At 61.0% G+C, this 15,716-nt stretch carries 16 protein-coding genes and 1 pseudogene; 5 read left to right on the top strand and 12 right to left on the bottom strand.

Features of this window, described 5'->3' with window-relative positions; genetic code table 11:
- Positions 1–20 precede the first annotated feature (20 nt).
- From KVG88_RS13115 to KVG88_RS13105, 3 genes are all read right to left on the bottom strand, one after another.
- A complete protein-coding gene (locus KVG88_RS13115) occupies positions 21–977 on the bottom strand; it encodes a quinone oxidoreductase family protein (protein ID WP_217871662.1) in 957 nt (318 codons plus the stop codon).
- Positions 978–1,007: 30 nt separating this feature from the next.
- Positions 1,008–1,181, bottom strand: coding sequence for a DUF1427 family protein (locus tag KVG88_RS13110; RefSeq protein ID WP_075948275.1), 174 nt, complete (start codon positions 1,179–1,181; stop codon positions 1,008–1,010).
- A gap of 132 nt (positions 1,182–1,313) precedes the next feature.
- Entirely contained in the window at positions 1,314–2,093 is a 780-nt protein-coding gene (locus tag KVG88_RS13105) for an AraC family transcriptional regulator (protein ID WP_150703218.1), read from the bottom strand.
- 145 nt (positions 2,094–2,238) lie between these two features.
- Between KVG88_RS13105 and KVG88_RS13100 the strand changes: the two genes are divergently transcribed.
- Positions 2,239–2,466, top strand: coding sequence for a DUF6555 family protein (locus KVG88_RS13100; RefSeq protein ID WP_064678785.1), 228 nt, complete (start codon positions 2,239–2,241; stop codon positions 2,464–2,466).
- Positions 2,467–2,526: 60 nt separating this feature from the next.
- Here KVG88_RS13100 and KVG88_RS13095 read toward each other — a convergent pair whose 3' ends face one another.
- The 3 genes from KVG88_RS13095 to KVG88_RS13085 all read right to left on the bottom strand — a co-directional run bounded on the left by KVG88_RS13095 (position 2,527) and on the right by KVG88_RS13085 (position 4,234).
- Entirely contained in the window at positions 2,527–2,685 is a 159-nt protein-coding gene (locus tag KVG88_RS13095) for a metallothionein (RefSeq protein WP_150703217.1), read from the bottom strand.
- Between the two features lie 593 nt (positions 2,686–3,278).
- A complete protein-coding gene (locus KVG88_RS13090; RefSeq protein ID WP_150703216.1) occupies positions 3,279–3,743 on the bottom strand; it encodes a DMT family transporter in 465 nt (154 codons plus the stop codon).
- Entirely contained in the window at positions 3,743–4,234 is a 492-nt protein-coding gene (locus tag KVG88_RS13085; RefSeq protein ID WP_217871661.1) for a DMT family transporter, read from the bottom strand. Before KVG88_RS13085 ends, KVG88_RS13090 begins: the two co-directional genes overlap by 1 nt.
- 112 nt (positions 4,235–4,346) lie before the next feature.
- Here KVG88_RS13085 and KVG88_RS13080 point away from each other — a divergent pair, with 112 nt between their 5' ends.
- Entirely contained in the window at positions 4,347–5,282 is a 936-nt protein-coding gene (locus KVG88_RS13080) for a LysR family transcriptional regulator (protein ID WP_217871660.1), read from the top strand.
- Positions 5,283–5,354: 72 nt separating this feature from the next.
- Here KVG88_RS13080 and ctpM read toward each other — a convergent pair whose 3' ends face one another.
- Positions 5,355–7,031, bottom strand: coding sequence for a methyl-accepting chemotaxis protein CtpM (gene ctpM / locus KVG88_RS31465; protein ID WP_496197685.1), 1,677 nt, complete (start codon positions 7,029–7,031; stop codon positions 5,355–5,357).
- A gap of 236 nt (positions 7,032–7,267) precedes the next feature.
- Positions 7,268–8,584, bottom strand: coding sequence for a Na+/H+ antiporter family protein (locus tag KVG88_RS13070; RefSeq protein WP_150703212.1), 1,317 nt, complete (start codon positions 8,582–8,584; stop codon positions 7,268–7,270).
- Positions 8,585–8,852: 268 nt separating this feature from the next.
- Between KVG88_RS13070 and KVG88_RS31330 the strand changes: the two are divergent.
- From KVG88_RS31330 to KVG88_RS13060, 3 genes and pseudogenes are all read left to right on the top strand, one after another.
- A pseudogene (locus tag KVG88_RS31330) lies at positions 8,853–10,196 on the top strand (methyl-accepting chemotaxis protein); the annotation flags it as partial.
- A 102-nt stretch (positions 10,197–10,298) separates the two neighbouring features.
- Entirely contained in the window at positions 10,299–11,054 is a 756-nt protein-coding gene (locus tag KVG88_RS31325; RefSeq protein WP_412071282.1) for a methyl-accepting chemotaxis protein, read from the top strand.
- A gap of 282 nt (positions 11,055–11,336) precedes the next feature.
- Positions 11,337–13,013 (top strand): MFS transporter, encoded by a 1,677-nt coding sequence (locus KVG88_RS13060; RefSeq protein WP_217871657.1) that lies wholly within the window; start codon positions 11,337–11,339, stop codon positions 13,011–13,013.
- Between the two features lie 67 nt (positions 13,014–13,080).
- On the opposite strand, the gene KVG88_RS13055 is transcribed toward KVG88_RS13060, so the two are convergent.
- Genes KVG88_RS13055 through KVG88_RS13040 form a run of 4 tightly spaced genes read right to left on the bottom strand, consistent with a single transcriptional unit; the run spans position 13,081 to position 15,697 of the window.
- Complete coding sequence (locus KVG88_RS13055; RefSeq protein ID WP_217871656.1) at positions 13,081–14,397, bottom strand: sensor histidine kinase; 1,317 nt, start codon at positions 14,395–14,397, stop codon at positions 13,081–13,083.
- Positions 14,394–15,062, bottom strand: coding sequence for a response regulator transcription factor (locus KVG88_RS13050; protein ID WP_150703208.1), 669 nt, complete (start codon positions 15,060–15,062; stop codon positions 14,394–14,396). The genes KVG88_RS13055 and KVG88_RS13050 overlap by 4 nt, the downstream gene beginning before the upstream one ends.
- A gap of 3 nt (positions 15,063–15,065) precedes the next feature.
- Entirely contained in the window at positions 15,066–15,389 is a 324-nt protein-coding gene (locus tag KVG88_RS13045; protein ID WP_150703207.1) for a PepSY domain-containing protein, read from the bottom strand.
- Positions 15,389–15,697 (bottom strand): PepSY domain-containing protein, encoded by a 309-nt coding sequence (locus KVG88_RS13040; protein ID WP_150703206.1) that lies wholly within the window; start codon positions 15,695–15,697, stop codon positions 15,389–15,391. The genes KVG88_RS13045 and KVG88_RS13040 overlap by 1 nt, the downstream gene beginning before the upstream one ends.
- Between the last annotated feature and the right edge of the window lie 19 nt (positions 15,698–15,716).

Below are 15,716 nucleotides of genomic sequence, written 5' to 3'. Positions count from 1 at the left end.
GCGCCTACGGGGCGATACCCTCAAGGCAACAAAATGACTTTCTCACCTCGCCCCTGATTGACCTCCGCATAACGCTCAACCCCGTCAGCCAATGGCGAGTCGAACAACCCCGTGGGCAACGGCAGCAAATCCTGATCGAAGAACTGGCCGAACTGATCGAGCATCGCCGCACACGCCTGAACGCCGTATAGCAGCGAGTTAATGCCTACCACTGAGCCTCCCTTGCGATATAACGCCAGTGCCGGTAACTGCACCATGCCATCCACCGGCGCGGCGATGATCGCGATACGGCCAAAGGTGGCCAACGCCGCAACGGATGCCGGCAACCAAAAGCCGGTGGTGTCGAAAATCACGTCAGCGCCACCGGTGAATACGGCATTGACTTGTGCGCCGAGATCTTCGGGTTTATCCAATTGCAGGGTCTGATAACCCTGGGACTGCAAGTCCTTGACCTGCTCCGGCCGCCGCGCGGCCGCCAGCACCTGAGCGCCACGCACCTTGGCCAACGCCAACGCCGCACTGCCCACTGCCCCGCCACCGATCACCAGCAAACGGGTTTGCGCGGTCACCAGGCTGCGCTCCAGTGCATCCCATGCGGTGGTGTAAGGCACGCCGAGGCTGGCGGCCTGGGCGAAACTCAAGTGCGTCGGTTTAAGTGCCACGCCATTGGCCGGCAGTTTGACGAATTGCGCATGGGAGCCATCGGCAAAGAACCCCAGCTCGCGCCCCGTGCCCCAGACCTCCTGACCGAGCAGCGCCTGCGGCCCCTCGACGACGACCCCGGCGAAATCACGACCGGGAATGCGCGGCAGCGTCGTGTAGGGAAAACGCCCCAGAACATTCTTCACATCGCTGGGGTTGAGGCCGGCGGCCTTGATCTCCACCAGCACCTCATCGGCACCGGGAACAGGGGTCGCCACGTCAACGTAGCGCAGGGCCGAAAGGTCGCCGGTTTTATCGAACTGCAATGCTTTCATCAGGGTATCCATCAAGTGGACGAAGGGGGTTCAGGAAATCCAGCCAGCCACCAGCTGTCGGCCCATCGGCCAGATTTTTTCGCCGGCAAGCATGCCGAGCAACCCGACCAGCGCAATGGCCGGTGGCGCGGGCGAACGAAAATCCAGAGCGCCGTACAGAAGGCCGACACCCAGACCGATAACCAGAGAAATGAGATAGCTCATGGCAGACTCCGAGGGCCGTTGAGGTAAGCCTGAAGTCTAGAGAGGGCTGACCGCGAACATCGGCCAAGTGCTTCTGATTTTCGGCCAAACCATGCCGGACGCTGCCTTCGGCAGCTGCTACAGGGCTTTCCGTTATGGCTGGGGTTGGCTCGCTGAATATTGCGAAGGCGCGACACCCAGCGCCCGGCGGAACATGTCGCTGAAACTGCTGGGTGAATAGCCCAACTCGCGGGCAATCGCACTGACGGGCACGCCCTGAATCAACTCGGCCACCGCTGTCGCCAACTGCACCTGCCGCCGCCACTCGGCGAAGCCCATGCCCAAACCGTCCTTGAACAACCGCGCCAGCGTGCGCACGCTGGCGCCGGCGTTTTCCGCGTGCTGTTCGAAAGGAATATCCAGCGACGGCGCGGCCATCACTGCCTGGCACAGATTCATCAGGCGCCGGTCGGAATCGTCCGGCAAGGGGATTTTCAACAACGACCGCCTGGCCCGCTTGAGCTCCAGCAACGCCAACCCGACCAGCGCCTCGTAGTAGTCGGGGGCTCCCTCATCGCCCTGCTCCACCAGACTGACGATCAGCTCGCGCAGCAGCCCGCCAACCTCTATCACCTGCACTCTTTCATCAAGCGTGGCTGCCAGCGACGGGCGCAGGTAGATATTGCGCATTTGCAGATCCGACACCACCCGAATCCCGTGGGGCACCCCCGGCGGCAACCACACCGCCCGCTGCGGTGGAACCACCAAGGCCTCGTGGGGCGTCTCGACCCACATCACCCCGCTCATGGCATACAACAACTGCCCCCAAACATGCTCATGGGGCTCGATGAACAACCCACGCGGATACGTCCGCGCCAGCGGTTGCACGGGCACATCGGTATCGGTCAGATCTGGTGGGGCAGCGAGGGCCATGATCAACGTTCATTGGGGTTGGCGAAGGCTTCATGGTAACGAGGCCCCCCACTCACCGCCAGCGATCGTCACCGTCCGCCAATCCGAATGAATTTTCCGAGAGGCGTGCGATCCCTCTAATACAACAGGGAGGATCTAGGGCTTTATGAACAACGCAAAACTTTTCGTCATCGAGTACACCCTTCATGGCGCACCCAAGTCTTTCATTATCCGTTTGGAAAAGATGGATAACGCCGAAGCCTGGCATTGGGCAAGCTGCGACGCCGGCGTCGGACGAATCCCGCGCTTCGGCCGCGAAAAAGTGCAAAAGACCAGCAAACCGATGGCGGAGAAATTCGGCGTGGAAAACGTCAAATGGCGACCGGCGAATTAGCATCCGACTGAAACGTGGAGCCCGACCAGGCTCCACTTTTCCGTGTGCAGAACAGTATCGTCAGTGAGCGCACTTGCAGCCTTGATGACTGCATTCTTCACCGTGTTCGTGATGCTTGGCGCAGGCCTCACAACAATAGTGCTTACCGTGACGCACGATCGGATGCTCGCCGAGCTTGCAATTGCATTTCGGACAGTCACAGGTACGGTCATCGGACATGGAGCTGACTCCTTTTTTGGTGGACGTCGGGGGCTCGTTAGAAGCCCGTTTAACCAGTGTAGGAGTTGATGGAGGGGAGAGCTGGGAGATATTGATAGCCATCGCCAGCAGGCTGGCACAGTTGGAATGGGGGCATCAGGGAGAGATTGGTCGGCTACAAGGCCGCCATCGCCAGCAGGCTGGCTCCCACAGAAGAGCAAAAGCAGAGCAGCCCACACCGCGCCGCTTCTCACCACTCAACAGGCCGAGCGTTAGCTCGCCTGCCGCTTTTGATCCACCCGCCCCCTCGGCAGGCTGAGTGGAGGCGTTTATCCGGGGGTGGGCGCGTAGCGCCGTGCGGCGAAGCCGCACACATCGAGAGGAGGTTGAAGCGAAGCCAACCGGAGGCGATGCCCCCGGATGAACGCCGGAGCGAAGGAACACCGAGCCTAAGCGAGGGGCCGAACGTAAGGGGCAAGCGTTTTTTGCTTACTTTTTTAGGCGCTTGTAAAAAAGTGAGTCGCCGTAAGGGCGAAACCCTAAGCCGCCGTTACCGCAGCAACGGATATGTACTCCAACAACCAAGAGCCTGGTCGGCCCAGAGGCCGCCAAGGTCACCCAGCCACAGCAGGACGACAACTACTGCGATACATGAACACCAGGGCCAACCCCAAAAGCCCCATCGCCACCACCCGACTCCCCGACAACTCAATCGCCGGATTCCCCAGCCAGCCAAAATTATCGATCAGCATCCCCATCCCCAACTGCCCGACAATCACCGCCACCGTCGCCACCGCCGTACCCACCCGCGGCACCGCCCCGACCATGACCATCATGTAGACCACGCCAAACAACGCCCCGCTGAGCTGCCACTTCGGCATATCCAGCAACCCCACCGCATGAGCCGGTTCAAAAAATACAATCAACAACCCCGTCACCACGGTCCCCACCACAAACGTCAGCAGACTGCTGCGCAACACGCCGACCGTTTCACCCAGACGCCCATTGATCGCCGCCTGCACACTCAACACCGCACCGGCCGCCACGACCACCACCAACAAAATAATCAGACTCATCATTACCCCCGAGCAATCAGAACAAGTGCCGCAACAATCAGCAGCAAGGCCAACCAGCGTTCAGCGTTAACCTTTTTACGTGGCGCGCCGAACCAGCCGAAATGGTCGATCAGCACACTTTTACCGACCTGCCCCGACAGGATCGCGATCATCGTCATCGCAATACCAATGTGCGGCGTCGCCAGCGTCAGCACCACCACATAAATCGGCCCGAGAAAACCACCCACCAATTGCCAGCGCGGCAGCTCGCTCAGGGCAGGGCCCTTTTGCGGCCCACTGAGCAGCAACAGCAAAAACAGAATGGCCGAGCCGACCCCGAAAATGCTCAGGGTTGCCGACAAATGCCCCACCTGCACACCCAGCGGCCCGAGCAAACCGGCCTCCACGGAAAGGCCCATGCCGGCCAGAATCACCAGTGGCAGCAGCAACAACCGCAACCCTGGCCGAGTCGGTGCCGCCACTGCGCCAACATTATCGAGAGAGGAAGACTGCATCAGAAAAACTCCGTTCAAGGAAACATGGCGCGCATTATCGGTTGGCAAAGCTGTGCGATAAATGGGAGCATCCGGACAACACTTTTGCGAAACTCGCACAGCAGGATTCACCATGCACGGCCTTAACGAATTGGGATTCAAGGCGCTTCGGCTGTTTGTCGCGGTGCTCGACCACGGCAGTTTTTCCGAAGTCGCGCGCCGCGAAGGTGTGGCGCCCTCTTCGATTTCCCGCCAGATCCAATTGATGGAACAAGCCCTCAGCCAGCAATTGCTCTACCGCCATACCCGCGCCGTCACGCCCACTGAAGCAGGTCGATTGCTGGGAGATCACGCGCGGCTGGTGCTGGTGCAACTGGAAGAAGCCGAACAAGCGTTGCAAGAACAGCAAAGCGAACCGAGTGGGCTGGTGCGTATCAATGCGCCGGTGGTCTTCGGCCAGCGGCACCTGACGCCATGGCTGGGGCAACTGTGCGCGCGCTATCCGAAGCTGCAACTGGATATCCAGCAAACCGACAGCTACGTCGCACCGTTACAGGAAGGTGCGGACCTGCTGTTTCGCATCGGCCCGCTGCACGACTCCAGCATGCAAGCGCGGATTCTCGCGCCCCAACGTTTTCAGGTCGCCGCAAGCCCGGCCTACCTGGAGCGGCACGGCACGCCGCAGCACCCTGACGACCTCGCCAAACACCAGTGCCTGGCCTACAAAGGCGTGTCCGGCCTGCAACGCTGGTTTTTCCGCAAAGGCACGCAGCCGTGGGTGCCGTATTCGGTGAAGGGACCGATCACCGGCAATCACGCCGACACCCTGACGCAAGCCGCCGAACAGGGCTTGGGCCTGGTGATGTTTCCGTCATGGTTGATTGGTGAGGCGGTGCGCAACGGCTCGCTGGTGCCGGTGCTGGGCAGCTATCAGGTGTCCAACAGCCTGGAGCCGCAACAGATTGCCGTGCTCTGGCCCGGCAGCCGGCGCCTGTCAGTGAAGGTCAGGACGGTGATCGACTACTTTGTCGAGTGTTTCGGCGAAGTGCCGTACTGGGACAGACCCTGACCCACGGCCCCTGTAGCAGCTGGCGCAGCCGAACGCAGGCTGCGCCAGCTGCTACAAGAAATGCACTGCGCGTCAGATTCGGAATTGTCCGACCAGCCCACCCAACCGCTGCCCCAGGTCTGCCAGGCTGCGTGAGGTTTGCGCACCCAGTTGGGTTTCATCGGCAACGTTATCCACCGCCACCGCAATCTGATGCACGCTTCGGTTGATCTCTTCAGCCACCGCTGTTTGCTCCTCGGCAGCGCTGGCGATCTGCGCGTTCATCGAATTGATGGTGGCGATCAACTGCGCCATGGTGTCGAGCGAGGCGCCCGCCTCGTTGGCCTGCGCCGACGTACCGTCGCCGGCCTCGCTGGAACGACGCATGGCTTCCACCGCCGACTGGGTGCCGGCCTGCAAACGGTCGATCATGCCCTGGATTTCCTGAGTGCTGATCTGCGTACGGCTGGCCAGTGCCCGCACTTCGTCGGCCACCACCGCAAAGCCACGCCCGGCCTCGCCTGCACGGGCCGCTTCGATGGCGGCGTTGAGCGCCAACAGGTTGGTCTGCTCGGCAATCGAGCGGATCACCCCAAGCACGCTGACAATCGACGACACGTCTTTTTGCAGGCTATCGAGCGACACACCGCTGCTGCGAATGTCGTCCACCAAGGCATGAATCTTGACGATACTGCCGGCCACCACACGCTTGGCGGCTTGGCCTTCTTCGTCGGTCTGCTGGGCGGCCACTGCGGCATTTTGCGCACTCTTGGCCACTTCCTGAGCGGCGGCGGACATCTCGTTGATCGCCGTGGCGACCTGATCGGTCTCGTGACGCTGGCGCTCCATGGCCTGGTCCGAACGGTTGGCCTGTTCAGACACCTGAGTCACCAGCCCGGTCAATTGCGAAGTCATTTCAGTGATCTGGCGCACCAGGCCATGAATCTTGTCGACGAAGCGGTTGAACGACCCAGCCAGTTCGCCCAGCTCATCCTGGCTGGTGATGGTCAGGCGACGGGTCAGGTCACCCTCGCCCGCCGCGATGTCGTCGAGGTTGGCTTTCATCAGGTTCAGCGGACGCAGAATCGTGTTGGCCAGCAGCATCCCGGCTGCCGCGATCAGCAACAGCACCACCACGGCCACACCGACGATGCTCAGCACCACGCCTTGCATGCGCTCCTGGACCTTGGCCTCGACCACCGCCACTTGCGCCTCGATGCCGTCGAGGTTGACCGACGTACCGACCGCCATGTCCCACTTTGGCAGGTACTCGGTGTAGCCGAGCTTGGGCACCAGCACTTGATTGTTGCCTGGCAACGGCGAGCTGTATTGCAGGTAGTGCGTACCGTCCTGGGCGACTTTCACCAGGTCGCGGTTGACGTAGACGCCGTTCGGATCACGGTTGTCCTTGAAGCTTTTGCCCACGCCTTCCGGGTCTTTGGCCTTGAACAGGCGCACGGTGTTGGAGTCGTAGCCGAAGAAGTAGCCGTCCTTGCCGTAGGTGATGTTCGACAGCAACTTGATCGCCTGCGCCCGCGCCGCGTCATCGCCTTGCGCGGCGGCATCGTACAGCGGCTTGATGGAGGTCATGGCCACGGCAACGTAACTTTGCAGGGTGGCCTTGGCATCGCTGAGCAGGCGCTCGCGGGTTTCCACGACCTCCTGGCGGGCCTGGCCTTGCAGGATGAACAACGTGGTCAGGCTGATGACCAGCGCGAAGAGCAACACCGGGAGGACGGCAAGGGACAGGACTTTGGCCTTCAGGCTCATGCGCATGACGTTCACTCTTTTGATTTTGTTGGCGTGGGTAAAGCCTTTAACGGCACGCCGGGTCAAAAGTTGAATACGTTGCACGAACCTGTAGCAGCTGCCGCAGGCGGCGTTCGGCCGAGCAGCAGTCGTAAACCCTGAACGCACGGTTTTGCTGATACTCAGCGTGTTCTGGTTTCACGACTGCTGCGCAGCCGAACGCAGGCTTCGCCAGCTGCTACGGGGGCGTCTTTAAATCAGAGGACCATCGCGGCCACCCAGCCAAACGCCAGCAACGGCAGGTTGTAGTGCAGGAAGGTCGGGACCACGGTGTCCCAGATGTGGTGGTGCTGGCCGTCGATGTTCAGGCCGGAGGTTGGGCCGAGGGTCGAGTCCGAGGCTGGCGAACCGGCGTCACCCAGGGCGCCGGCGGTGCCGACGATGCACACGATGGCGATCGGGCTGAAGCCCAGTTGCACGCACAGCGGCACAAAAATCGCCGCCAGGATCGGCACCGTGGAGAACGACGAGCCGATGCCCATGGTCACCAGCAAGCCCACCAGCAACATCAACAAGGCACCGATGCCCTTGCTGTGATCGATGTACGCCGCCGACGATTCGACCAGCGTTTGCACCTCACCGGTGGCCTTCATCACTTCGGCAAACCCGGACGCGGCGATCATGATGAAGCCGATCATCGCCATCATCTTCATGCCTTCGGTGAACAGGTCGTCGGTGTCACGCCATTTGACGATGCCCGACACCGAGAAAATCAGGAAGCCCACCAGCGCACCGATGATCATCGAGTCCAGCAGCAACTGAACGATGAACGCCGCCGCAATCGCCACACCCGCCACCAGCAGGCTCATCGGGTTGTATTGCACCGCCACCTGCTCGACCTGCTCGATTTTTGTCAGGTCGTAGACACGCTTCTTGCGGTAGCTGATGAACGCGATCAGCAAACCCGCGACCATGCCCAGCGCCGGAATGCCCATGGCATGGGTGACGTTGATGCCGCTGATGTCCACGCCGCTGCGCGCCACGTTGGCCAGCAGGATTTCATTGAGGAAGATGTTGCCGAAACCCACGGGCAGGAACATGTACGGGGTGATCAGGCCGAAGGTGATGACGCAAGCGATCAACCGGCGATCCAGTTGCAACTTGGTCAGTACATAAAGAAGCGGTGGCACCAGCAAGGGAATGAAGGCGATATGTATCGGCAAGATGTTCTGCGAGGCGATGGCCACCACCCACAGCAGGCCGATCAACAGCCACTTGACCTGGCCACCGCCGGTGGCGTGCTGGCGATCGACCATTGCCAAGGCCTTGTCGGCCAGGGCGTGGGCCATGCCGGACTTGGCAATCGCCACTGCGAATGCGCCGAGCAGCGCGTAGGACAACGCCACGGTCGCCCCGCCGCCGAGGCCGCTGTTGAAGGCTTTGAGGGTCGCGTCAATACCCAGACCGCCGGTCAAACCACCCACCAGCGCACCGACGATCAGCGCGATCACCACATGCACGCGGGACAGGCTGAGTATCAGCATGATGCCGACCGCGGCAATTACTGCATTCATTTCGTTACTCCAGACAAGCGAAAAGAGTCCGGCCGGGCGCCTGCATCAGCCGCCAGCGGATTGAAGAATGGGTCTTATTAGAAGGGCGCGCACTTTGCCGGACCGCTGCCGCCTTGTCAAAGCCAACACTTGCCCACGTAGGAGCTGCCGAAGGCTGCGATCTCTTGATCTTCAACGCCGCTGAGGACGTAAAAATCAAAAAATCGCAGCCTTCGGCAGCTCCTACAGGGGGGATTCGATATTTTGGGGGGCGCGTAAAGAAAGCCAGATGGCAGCCGTTACAGTGCAAAGTCTCAGATATTTATCGAATAAGGACGTCCCCATGTCGCTCAGACAACTTTCCATTCAATGGAAAATCACCCTGCTGGCCGGGCTGTGCCTGGCGGGCATCGTGACCCTGCTGGTGGGTCTTTCGCTGTACCGCATGGAGCACAGCTCCGCGTTGGTGAAAGCCTCGAGCATGGAGATGCTGAATGAAGCGGCGCAGGCGCGGATCGAGTCCCAGGGTGAAAACCAGGCACTGGTCATTCGCCAGCAGTTCATGGACGCCTATCAATACGGCCATGGATTTTCCCGTCAGGTGCTATTCCTGCGTGACCAGGCCGAGAAGCGCTTTCTTGATGCCTTCGACTTGCGCGAAGACCTGACCCGCCAGGTCAAATCGGCCCTGCAAGCCAATCCGGAATTGCTCGGTCTGTCCCTGGTATTTGAACCCAACGGGCTGGACGGCAAGGATGAACTGTTCAGCGGGCAAGCCGAACTGGGCAGTAACGATAAGGGCCGTTTCGCCCTGTACTGGTCGCAGCCGACGCCGGGCAAAGTGACGTCGATGGCGCTCCCGGAAAGCGACATGACCGACACCCGCACCGGCCCCAGCGGGGAACCCGCCAACGCCTGGTTCACTTGCCCGCGCACCAGCCTCAAGCCCTGCGTGATCGAACCCTACTTCTACGTGATCGACGGCCAGAAGGTGCTGATGACCAGCATCGTTTTCCCGCTGATGGTCAACGGAAAAGTGATCGCTTCGCTATCGGTGGACATCAACCTCAACAGCCTGCAGACGATAAGCCAGAGCGCCAGCAAGAAACTCTACGACGGCCAGACCAGCGTCAGCATTGTCAGCCCCGCCGGCCTGCTCGCCGGTTACAGCCCGGACGCTGGCAAACTCAGCCAGCGCCTGGAAGCACTCGACCCGGCCAACGGCGCCGAGTTGATGCGCACGCTCGCCACCAGCAGCAAGACCGCCAGCCTGCACAGCCAACAGCAACTCAAGGTGTTGTCGCCCTTCCAGCCGATTCCCGGTGGCAAATCCTGGGGCGTCTTGCTCGATGTTCCGGAAAAGGTGTTGGTCGGCCCTGCCGAAGCCCTGAAAAAGCAACTGGATGACAGCAACACCGCCGGCACCCTGACCGAGCTGGGGCTGGGTGTGCTTGCCGCTTTGATCGGGCTGGTGCTGGTGTGGCTGATGGCGCGCAGCGTGACCAAACCGATCCTTGGCGTGGCGCACATGCTCGAAGACATCGCCAGCGGCGAAGGTGACCTGACCCGCCGCCTGGCCTACGACAAAAAGGATGAGCTGGGCCAATTGGCGGGCTGGTTCAACCGCTTCCTCGATAAGTTGCAACCGATCATCGCCGAAGTGAAACGCTCGGTGCAGGACGCCCGCAGCACGGCGGACCAATCGTCCGCCATCGCGACTCAGACCAGCGCCGGCATGGAGCAGCAATACCGTCAGGTGGATCAAGTGGCGACCGCGTCCCACGAAATGAGCGCCACCGCTCAGGACGTAGCCCGCAGCGCCGCTCAAGCTGCACAAGCGGCGCGGGATGCCGATCAGGCGACCCGTCAAGGCTTGACCGTGATCGACCGCACCACCGCCAGCATCGACAATCTTGCTGCCGACATGAGCGCGGCGATGGTCCAGGTCGAAGGCCTGGCCGCCAACAGCGAGAAGATCGGTTCGGTGCTCGAAGTGATCCGCGCCATCGCTGAACAGACCAACCTGTTGGCGCTCAACGCCGCTATCGAAGCAGCCCGTGCCGGTGAGGCCGGGCGTGGTTTTGCGGTGGTCGCCGATGAAGTGCGTAACCTGGCGCGGCGCACTCAGGAGTCCGTCGAGGAAACCCGCCTGGTGATCGAGCAATTGCAAACCGGCACCCAGGACGTGGTCAGCTCGATGGGCAACAGCCATCGCCAGGCCCAGGGCAGTGTCGAACAGGTTGGGCAGGCCGTGACGGCGCTGCGGCAGATCGGCGACGCAGTGACCGTGATCAGCGACATGAACCTGCAAATCGCCAGCGCGGCCGAAGAGCAAAGCGCGGTGGCCGAGGAGATCAACAACAACGTGGCGACTATCCGCGACGTGACCGAGTCGCTGTCGGGGCAGGCCAATGAATCGGCACGGGTCAGCCAGTCGCTTAACTGCCTGGCCAACCATCAGCAGGGGTTGATGGACCAGTTCCGCGTTTAACTCCCACTGATCCCCTGTGGGAGTCAGGCTGCTGGCGATGGCGGTGACACATTCAGTATCAAATGTGTCTGATACAGCGCTATCGCAAGCAGGCTCGCTCCTACCGTTCTTTAATGTCCATCGCTGCCAGACTTAATGATGGCGAGTGGATATCTACCCAAAGCCGATTATGCTTCATGAAACCTTGCAGCGATGCGAGGCCGTCAGTCTGTGTCCCAGGGCCCGGGTACGGCAAAAATTGAGAGGTGCTCCGGCCTAAAACAAGAACAACGGAGAAAACTCATGGCGGCAATCGACAACACAACCACGGGCAGCGCGCCCAACCACGGGATCACCAAGGAGGAGCGCAAGGTCATCTTTGCCTCGTCGTTGGGCACCGTCTTCGAGTGGTACGACTTTTACCTGTATGGCTCCCTCGCCGCGATCATCGCCAAGCACTTCTTCGCCGGCGTCAACGAAACCACGTCCTTCATCTTCGCTTTGCTCGCCTTCGCCGCAGGCTTTGCCGTGCGGCCGTTCGGAGCGATTGTGTTTGGCCGATTGGGCGACATGATCGGGCGCAAACACACCTTCCTCATCACCATTGTGATCATGGGTGTCTCCACCGCGGTGGTGGGTTTCCTGCCCGGGTACGCGACTATTGGGGTGGCGGCGCCGATCATTCTGATCACCCTGCGCCTGTTGCAAGGCCTGGCCCTGGGCGGTGAGTACGGCGGTGCGGCAACCTATGTGGCCGAACATGCACCGAAAGGCAGACGCGGTTTCTTCACCTCGTGGATTCAGACGACCGCGACCCTCGGCCTGTTTCTGTCGCTGCTGGTGATCCTCGCCTGCCGCACCATCCTGGGCACTGAAGCCTTCGAAGCCTGGGGCTGGCGGATTCCGTTCCTGCTGTCGATCCTGCTGCTGATCGTCTCGGTGTACATCCGCCTGCAACTCAGCGAGTCGCCGGTGTTCCTGAAAATGAAGGCTGAAGGCAAGTCGTCCAAGGCACCTCTAACTGAATCCTTCGCCCGCTGGGACAACCTGAAAATCGTGATCATGGCCCTGCTCGGCGGTACAGCCGGCCAGGCTGTGGTTTGGTACACCGGGCAGTTCTATGCGCTGTTCTTCCTTCTGCAAACGCTGAAAATCGACGCTCAGACCGCCAACCTGCTGATTGCCGGCTCGCTGCTGATCGGCACACCGTTCTTCGTCATCTTCGGCAGCCTGTCGGACCGCATCGGCCGCAAAGGGATCATCATGGCCGGCTGCATCCTGGCGGCGCTGACCTACTTCCCGATCTTCCATGCACTGACGCAGTACGGTAACCCCGACGTGTTCATTGCCCAGGAGAAAAACCCGGTCACTGTGGTCGCCAATCCTGACCAGTGCTCGTTCCAGTTCGACCCGGTGGGCAAGGCCAAATTCACCAGTTCCTGTGACCTGGCCAAGACCGTGCTGGCCAAACGGGCGATCCCCTACAAAAACGAGAAAGCCGAGCCTGGCACCGTGGCGCAAGTGCGCATTGGTAACAAAGTCATCCAGAGCTTCGAAGGCACCGGCATGCCGGCCGCCGACTTCAAGGCTCAGAACGACGCCTTCACCGCCACCCTAGCTACCGCACTGAAAGAGGCCGGTTACCCCGAGAAGGCAGACCCGGCCAAGACCAACTATCCGATGGTGCTGCTGCTCCTGACCATCCTGGTGATCTACGTGACCATGGTGTATGGCCCGATCGCCGCTTGGCTGGTTGAACTGTTCCCGGCGCGCATCCGCTATACCTCGATGTCACTGCCCTATCACATCGGCAACGGCTGGTTCGGCGGCTTCCTGCCGACGGTGGCCTTCGCTATGGTCGCGGCCACGGGGGATATCTATTACGGGTTGTGGTATCCGATTGTGATCGCGGTCATGACGGCGGTCCTGGGGATTTTCTTCATGCCGGAAACCAAGGATCGGGAGATTCATCACACCTGAATCGGGCACAACACAAACCAATGTAGGAGTGAGCCTGCTCGCTCCTACAGGTTTTTGTGGTGTGGTTTTAGCTGCGTTTTGGTAGTTCGATCAGCACGTTCAGCCCGCCCCACTCGCTTTCTTCCAAGCGCAAAACCCCGCCCCAGGTGTCGACGATATCGCGCACGATGCCCAGGCCCAGACCATGCCCATCGGTCTGTTCATCCAAACGTGTGCCGCGACTGAACACCTGATCACGGCGGTCTTCGGGAATGCCCGGCCCGTCATCTTCGACGCTAAGCTCAAAGCTATCGGCGGTTTCCACCACGCTCAACCGAACTTCGGCATCCGCCCATTTGCAGGCGTTATCCAGCAGGTTGCCGAGCAGCTCCAGCAGGTCCTCACGATCCCACGGCAGTTGCAGCCCCGACGGGGCGCGATAGCTCAAGTTCAGGTGCTCGCCGTGAATCATGTTCAACGTTGCCAACAACCCCGGCAGTTCGGCGTCGCAATCAAACAACGCACCCGGCAGTGCATCGCCGGACAAACGTGCCCGATTAAGTTCGCGATTGAGCCGCTGCTGCACCTGCTCCAGCTGCTCCTTGAGCACCTTGCGCAGTTGCGGGTGCGCGTCGAGTTGCTCGCTCGAGGCCAGGCTCAACAGCACCGCCAGCGGAGTTTTCAAAGCGTGGCCGAGATTGCCCAGCGCATTGCGCGAGCGCTTGAGACTGTCTTCGGTGTGGGCCAGCAGGTGGTTGATCTGGGCCACCAGCGGCTCCAGTTCCACCGGTACCTGCTCATCAAGTTGCGAGCGCTGGCCCTGTTGCAGTTGCGCGATTTGCTCGCGGGCCTTTTCCAGTGGACGCAAGGCGCGGCGCACGGTGATCCGTTGCAACAACAGAATCAGCAACAACCCCGCCAGCCCCAATCCGAGCCCCACCTGCTGCATGCGCTGGAAGCTTTCGCGCACGGGCGTGTAATCCTGGGCCACGCTGATGGAGATCGACTGACCGAGGCGCCGATAGTCCGAACGCAGCACCAGCAACTGCTGCCCTTCCGGCCCCAATTGCAGATTGCTGTGCAGGCCGGGATGGTCGAGGCGCGGCAGTTCCTGGTCCCACAACGAACGGGAACGCCAATGGCTGTCGGCAAAATCAATACGGAAATAGTGCCCGGAAAACGGCCGCTGATAGGCCGGTGATAGGCGTCGTTCATCCAGCTGCAAGCCCTGCGGGCCACGCACCAGCGCCACCAGCAGGTTCTCGCTGTCGTTGCGCAACCCGGCTTCGAGGTAGCGCTGCAAACCCATTTCGAATAACCACAGACTGGTTTGCGCCAGGATCAGGCCGACAATCACCATCACGCTGATCAGGCCCAGGCTCAAGCGCCGCTGGATCGACCTCACCGCGCTTGCCCGCCGAACAGGTAACCCTGGCCGCGACGGGTTTCGATGACTGTCTTGCCAAGCTTGCGCCGCAGGTGGTTGACGTGGACTTCCAGCACGTTGGAGTCGCGCTCGGTTTCACCATCGTAGAGGTGTTCGGCGAGGTGGCTTTTGGAGAGGATTTGCTCGGGGTGCAGCATGAAATAACGCAGCAAGCGGAACTCGGCGGCAGTGAGCTGGATCTCGGTACCGTCGCGGATCACGCATTGGCGCCCTTCATCCAGATGCAACCCTGCGGCCTTGAGCGTCGGTTGATTGGCCTGGCCATGGGAGCGGCGCAACAACGCCTGAATGCGCAGGTGCAGCTCTTCGGGATGGAACGGTTTGGTCAGGTAATCGTCGGCACCGGCCTTCAAGCCTTCGATGCGTTCGGCCCACGAGCCGCGTGCGGTGAGGATCAGCACGGGCGTGGCCAGTCCGCCGGCGCGCCATTGAGCCAGCACCTCAAGCCCCGGCACCCCCGGCAAACCGAGGTCGAGAATGATCAGGTCATAGGGCTCGGTGCTGCCTTGATGCACCGCGTCGCGACCATCGGCCAGCCAGTCCACCGCATATCCTTGGCGATTGAGGCCGGCCAACAGTTCGTCGGCCAGGGGCACGTGGTCTTCCACCAGAAGCAAACGCATCGATCAATCTTCCTTGTCTTTCAATAAACGGCCGGTGGCGGCTTCAAGGTCGAGCTCGCGCACCACGCCTTCGGTGGTAAGCAACTCGACTTCATAAATATAGGTGTCGTGCTTCTCTTCGAGCTCGGCTTCCAGCAGTTTGGCGCCGGGATAGCGGTCCAGCGCCTGCTGCAATAACTGCTCAAGCGGCAGGATCACACCTTGTTGGCGCAGGCGCAGCGCCTCGTCCTGATCCAGGTCGCGGGCCATGACCACCGAGCAAAAAACCAATAGCGCCAGCCCGAGTCGACGGCTGGCGCGCCGTTTTGTAAACGAAAGCAGTGTCATTACGAATCCTGATGATCCTTGAGAACCTGCCCGCTGACCGCGTCTAATTCCAGATCCCACTCGATGCCCTGCGGGTCGCGCAGTTCAATCTGGTAGATGTACTTGCCGTACTCTTCTTCCAGCTCGGTTTCGGTGACGGTGGAGCCCGGGTGTTTGGCCAGTGCGGTGGCATTGAGCTTCTCGAAAGACACAATGGTACCAGCGTCGCGCAGCCTCAAGGCTTCATCCGGCCCCAGATCGCGCGCGTGGGCGATGCTGGCGGTGAGGGTGATGATGGACGCAGTGAACAGGGCAGTCAGGGTTTTCATGGGTGTCTCCGTATTCTTT

It is taken from the genome of Pseudomonas azerbaijanoccidentalis (assembly GCF_019145495.1).
In the GTDB taxonomy this organism is placed as follows: Bacteria; Pseudomonadota; Gammaproteobacteria; order Pseudomonadales; family Pseudomonadaceae; genus Aquipseudomonas; species Aquipseudomonas azerbaijanoccidentalis.
The sequence above is the reverse complement of the archived record's forward strand: the minus strand, read 5'-3'. Positions and strand labels throughout refer to the sequence as shown.

What these genes read in the sequence shown, in the direction of transcription:
- KVG88_RS13115 (WP_217871662.1), bottom strand. Translation starts at nt 977, where the DNA reads ATGAAAGCATTGCAGTTCGATAAAACCGGCGACCTTTCGGCCCTGCGC.
- KVG88_RS13110 (WP_075948275.1), bottom strand. Translation starts at nt 1,181, where the DNA reads ATGAGCTATCTCATTTCTCTGGTTATCGGTCTGGGTGTCGGCCTTCTG.
- KVG88_RS13105 (WP_150703218.1), bottom strand. Translation starts at nt 2,093, where the DNA reads ATGGCCCTCGCTGCCCCACCAGATCTGACCGATACCGATGTGCCCGTG.
- KVG88_RS13100 (WP_064678785.1), top strand. Translation starts at nt 2,239, where the DNA reads ATGAACAACGCAAAACTTTTCGTCATCGAGTACACCCTTCATGGCGCA.
- KVG88_RS13095 (WP_150703217.1), bottom strand. Translation starts at nt 2,685, where the DNA reads ATGTCCGATGACCGTACCTGTGACTGTCCGAAATGCAATTGCAAGCTC.
- KVG88_RS13090 (WP_150703216.1), bottom strand. Translation starts at nt 3,743, where the DNA reads ATGATGAGTCTGATTATTTTGTTGGTGGTGGTCGTGGCGGCCGGTGCG.
- KVG88_RS13085 (WP_217871661.1), bottom strand. Translation starts at nt 4,234, where the DNA reads ATGCAGTCTTCCTCTCTCGATAATGTTGGCGCAGTGGCGGCACCGACT.
- KVG88_RS13080 (WP_217871660.1), top strand. Translation starts at nt 4,347, where the DNA reads ATGCACGGCCTTAACGAATTGGGATTCAAGGCGCTTCGGCTGTTTGTC.
- ctpM (WP_496197685.1), bottom strand. Translation starts at nt 7,031, where the DNA reads ATGAGCCTGAAGGCCAAAGTCCTGTCCCTTGCCGTCCTCCCGGTGTTG.
- KVG88_RS13070 (WP_150703212.1), bottom strand. Translation starts at nt 8,584, where the DNA reads ATGAATGCAGTAATTGCCGCGGTCGGCATCATGCTGATACTCAGCCTG.
- KVG88_RS31325 (WP_412071282.1), top strand. Translation starts at nt 10,299, where the DNA reads ATGGAGCAGCAATACCGTCAGGTGGATCAAGTGGCGACCGCGTCCCAC.
- KVG88_RS13060 (WP_217871657.1), top strand. Translation starts at nt 11,337, where the DNA reads ATGGCGGCAATCGACAACACAACCACGGGCAGCGCGCCCAACCACGGG.
- KVG88_RS13050 (WP_150703208.1), bottom strand. Translation starts at nt 15,062, where the DNA reads ATGCGTTTGCTTCTGGTGGAAGACCACGTGCCCCTGGCCGACGAACTG.
- KVG88_RS13045 (WP_150703207.1), bottom strand. Translation starts at nt 15,389, where the DNA reads ATGACACTGCTTTCGTTTACAAAACGGCGCGCCAGCCGTCGACTCGGG.
- KVG88_RS13040 (WP_150703206.1), bottom strand. Translation starts at nt 15,697, where the DNA reads ATGAAAACCCTGACTGCCCTGTTCACTGCGTCCATCATCACCCTCACC.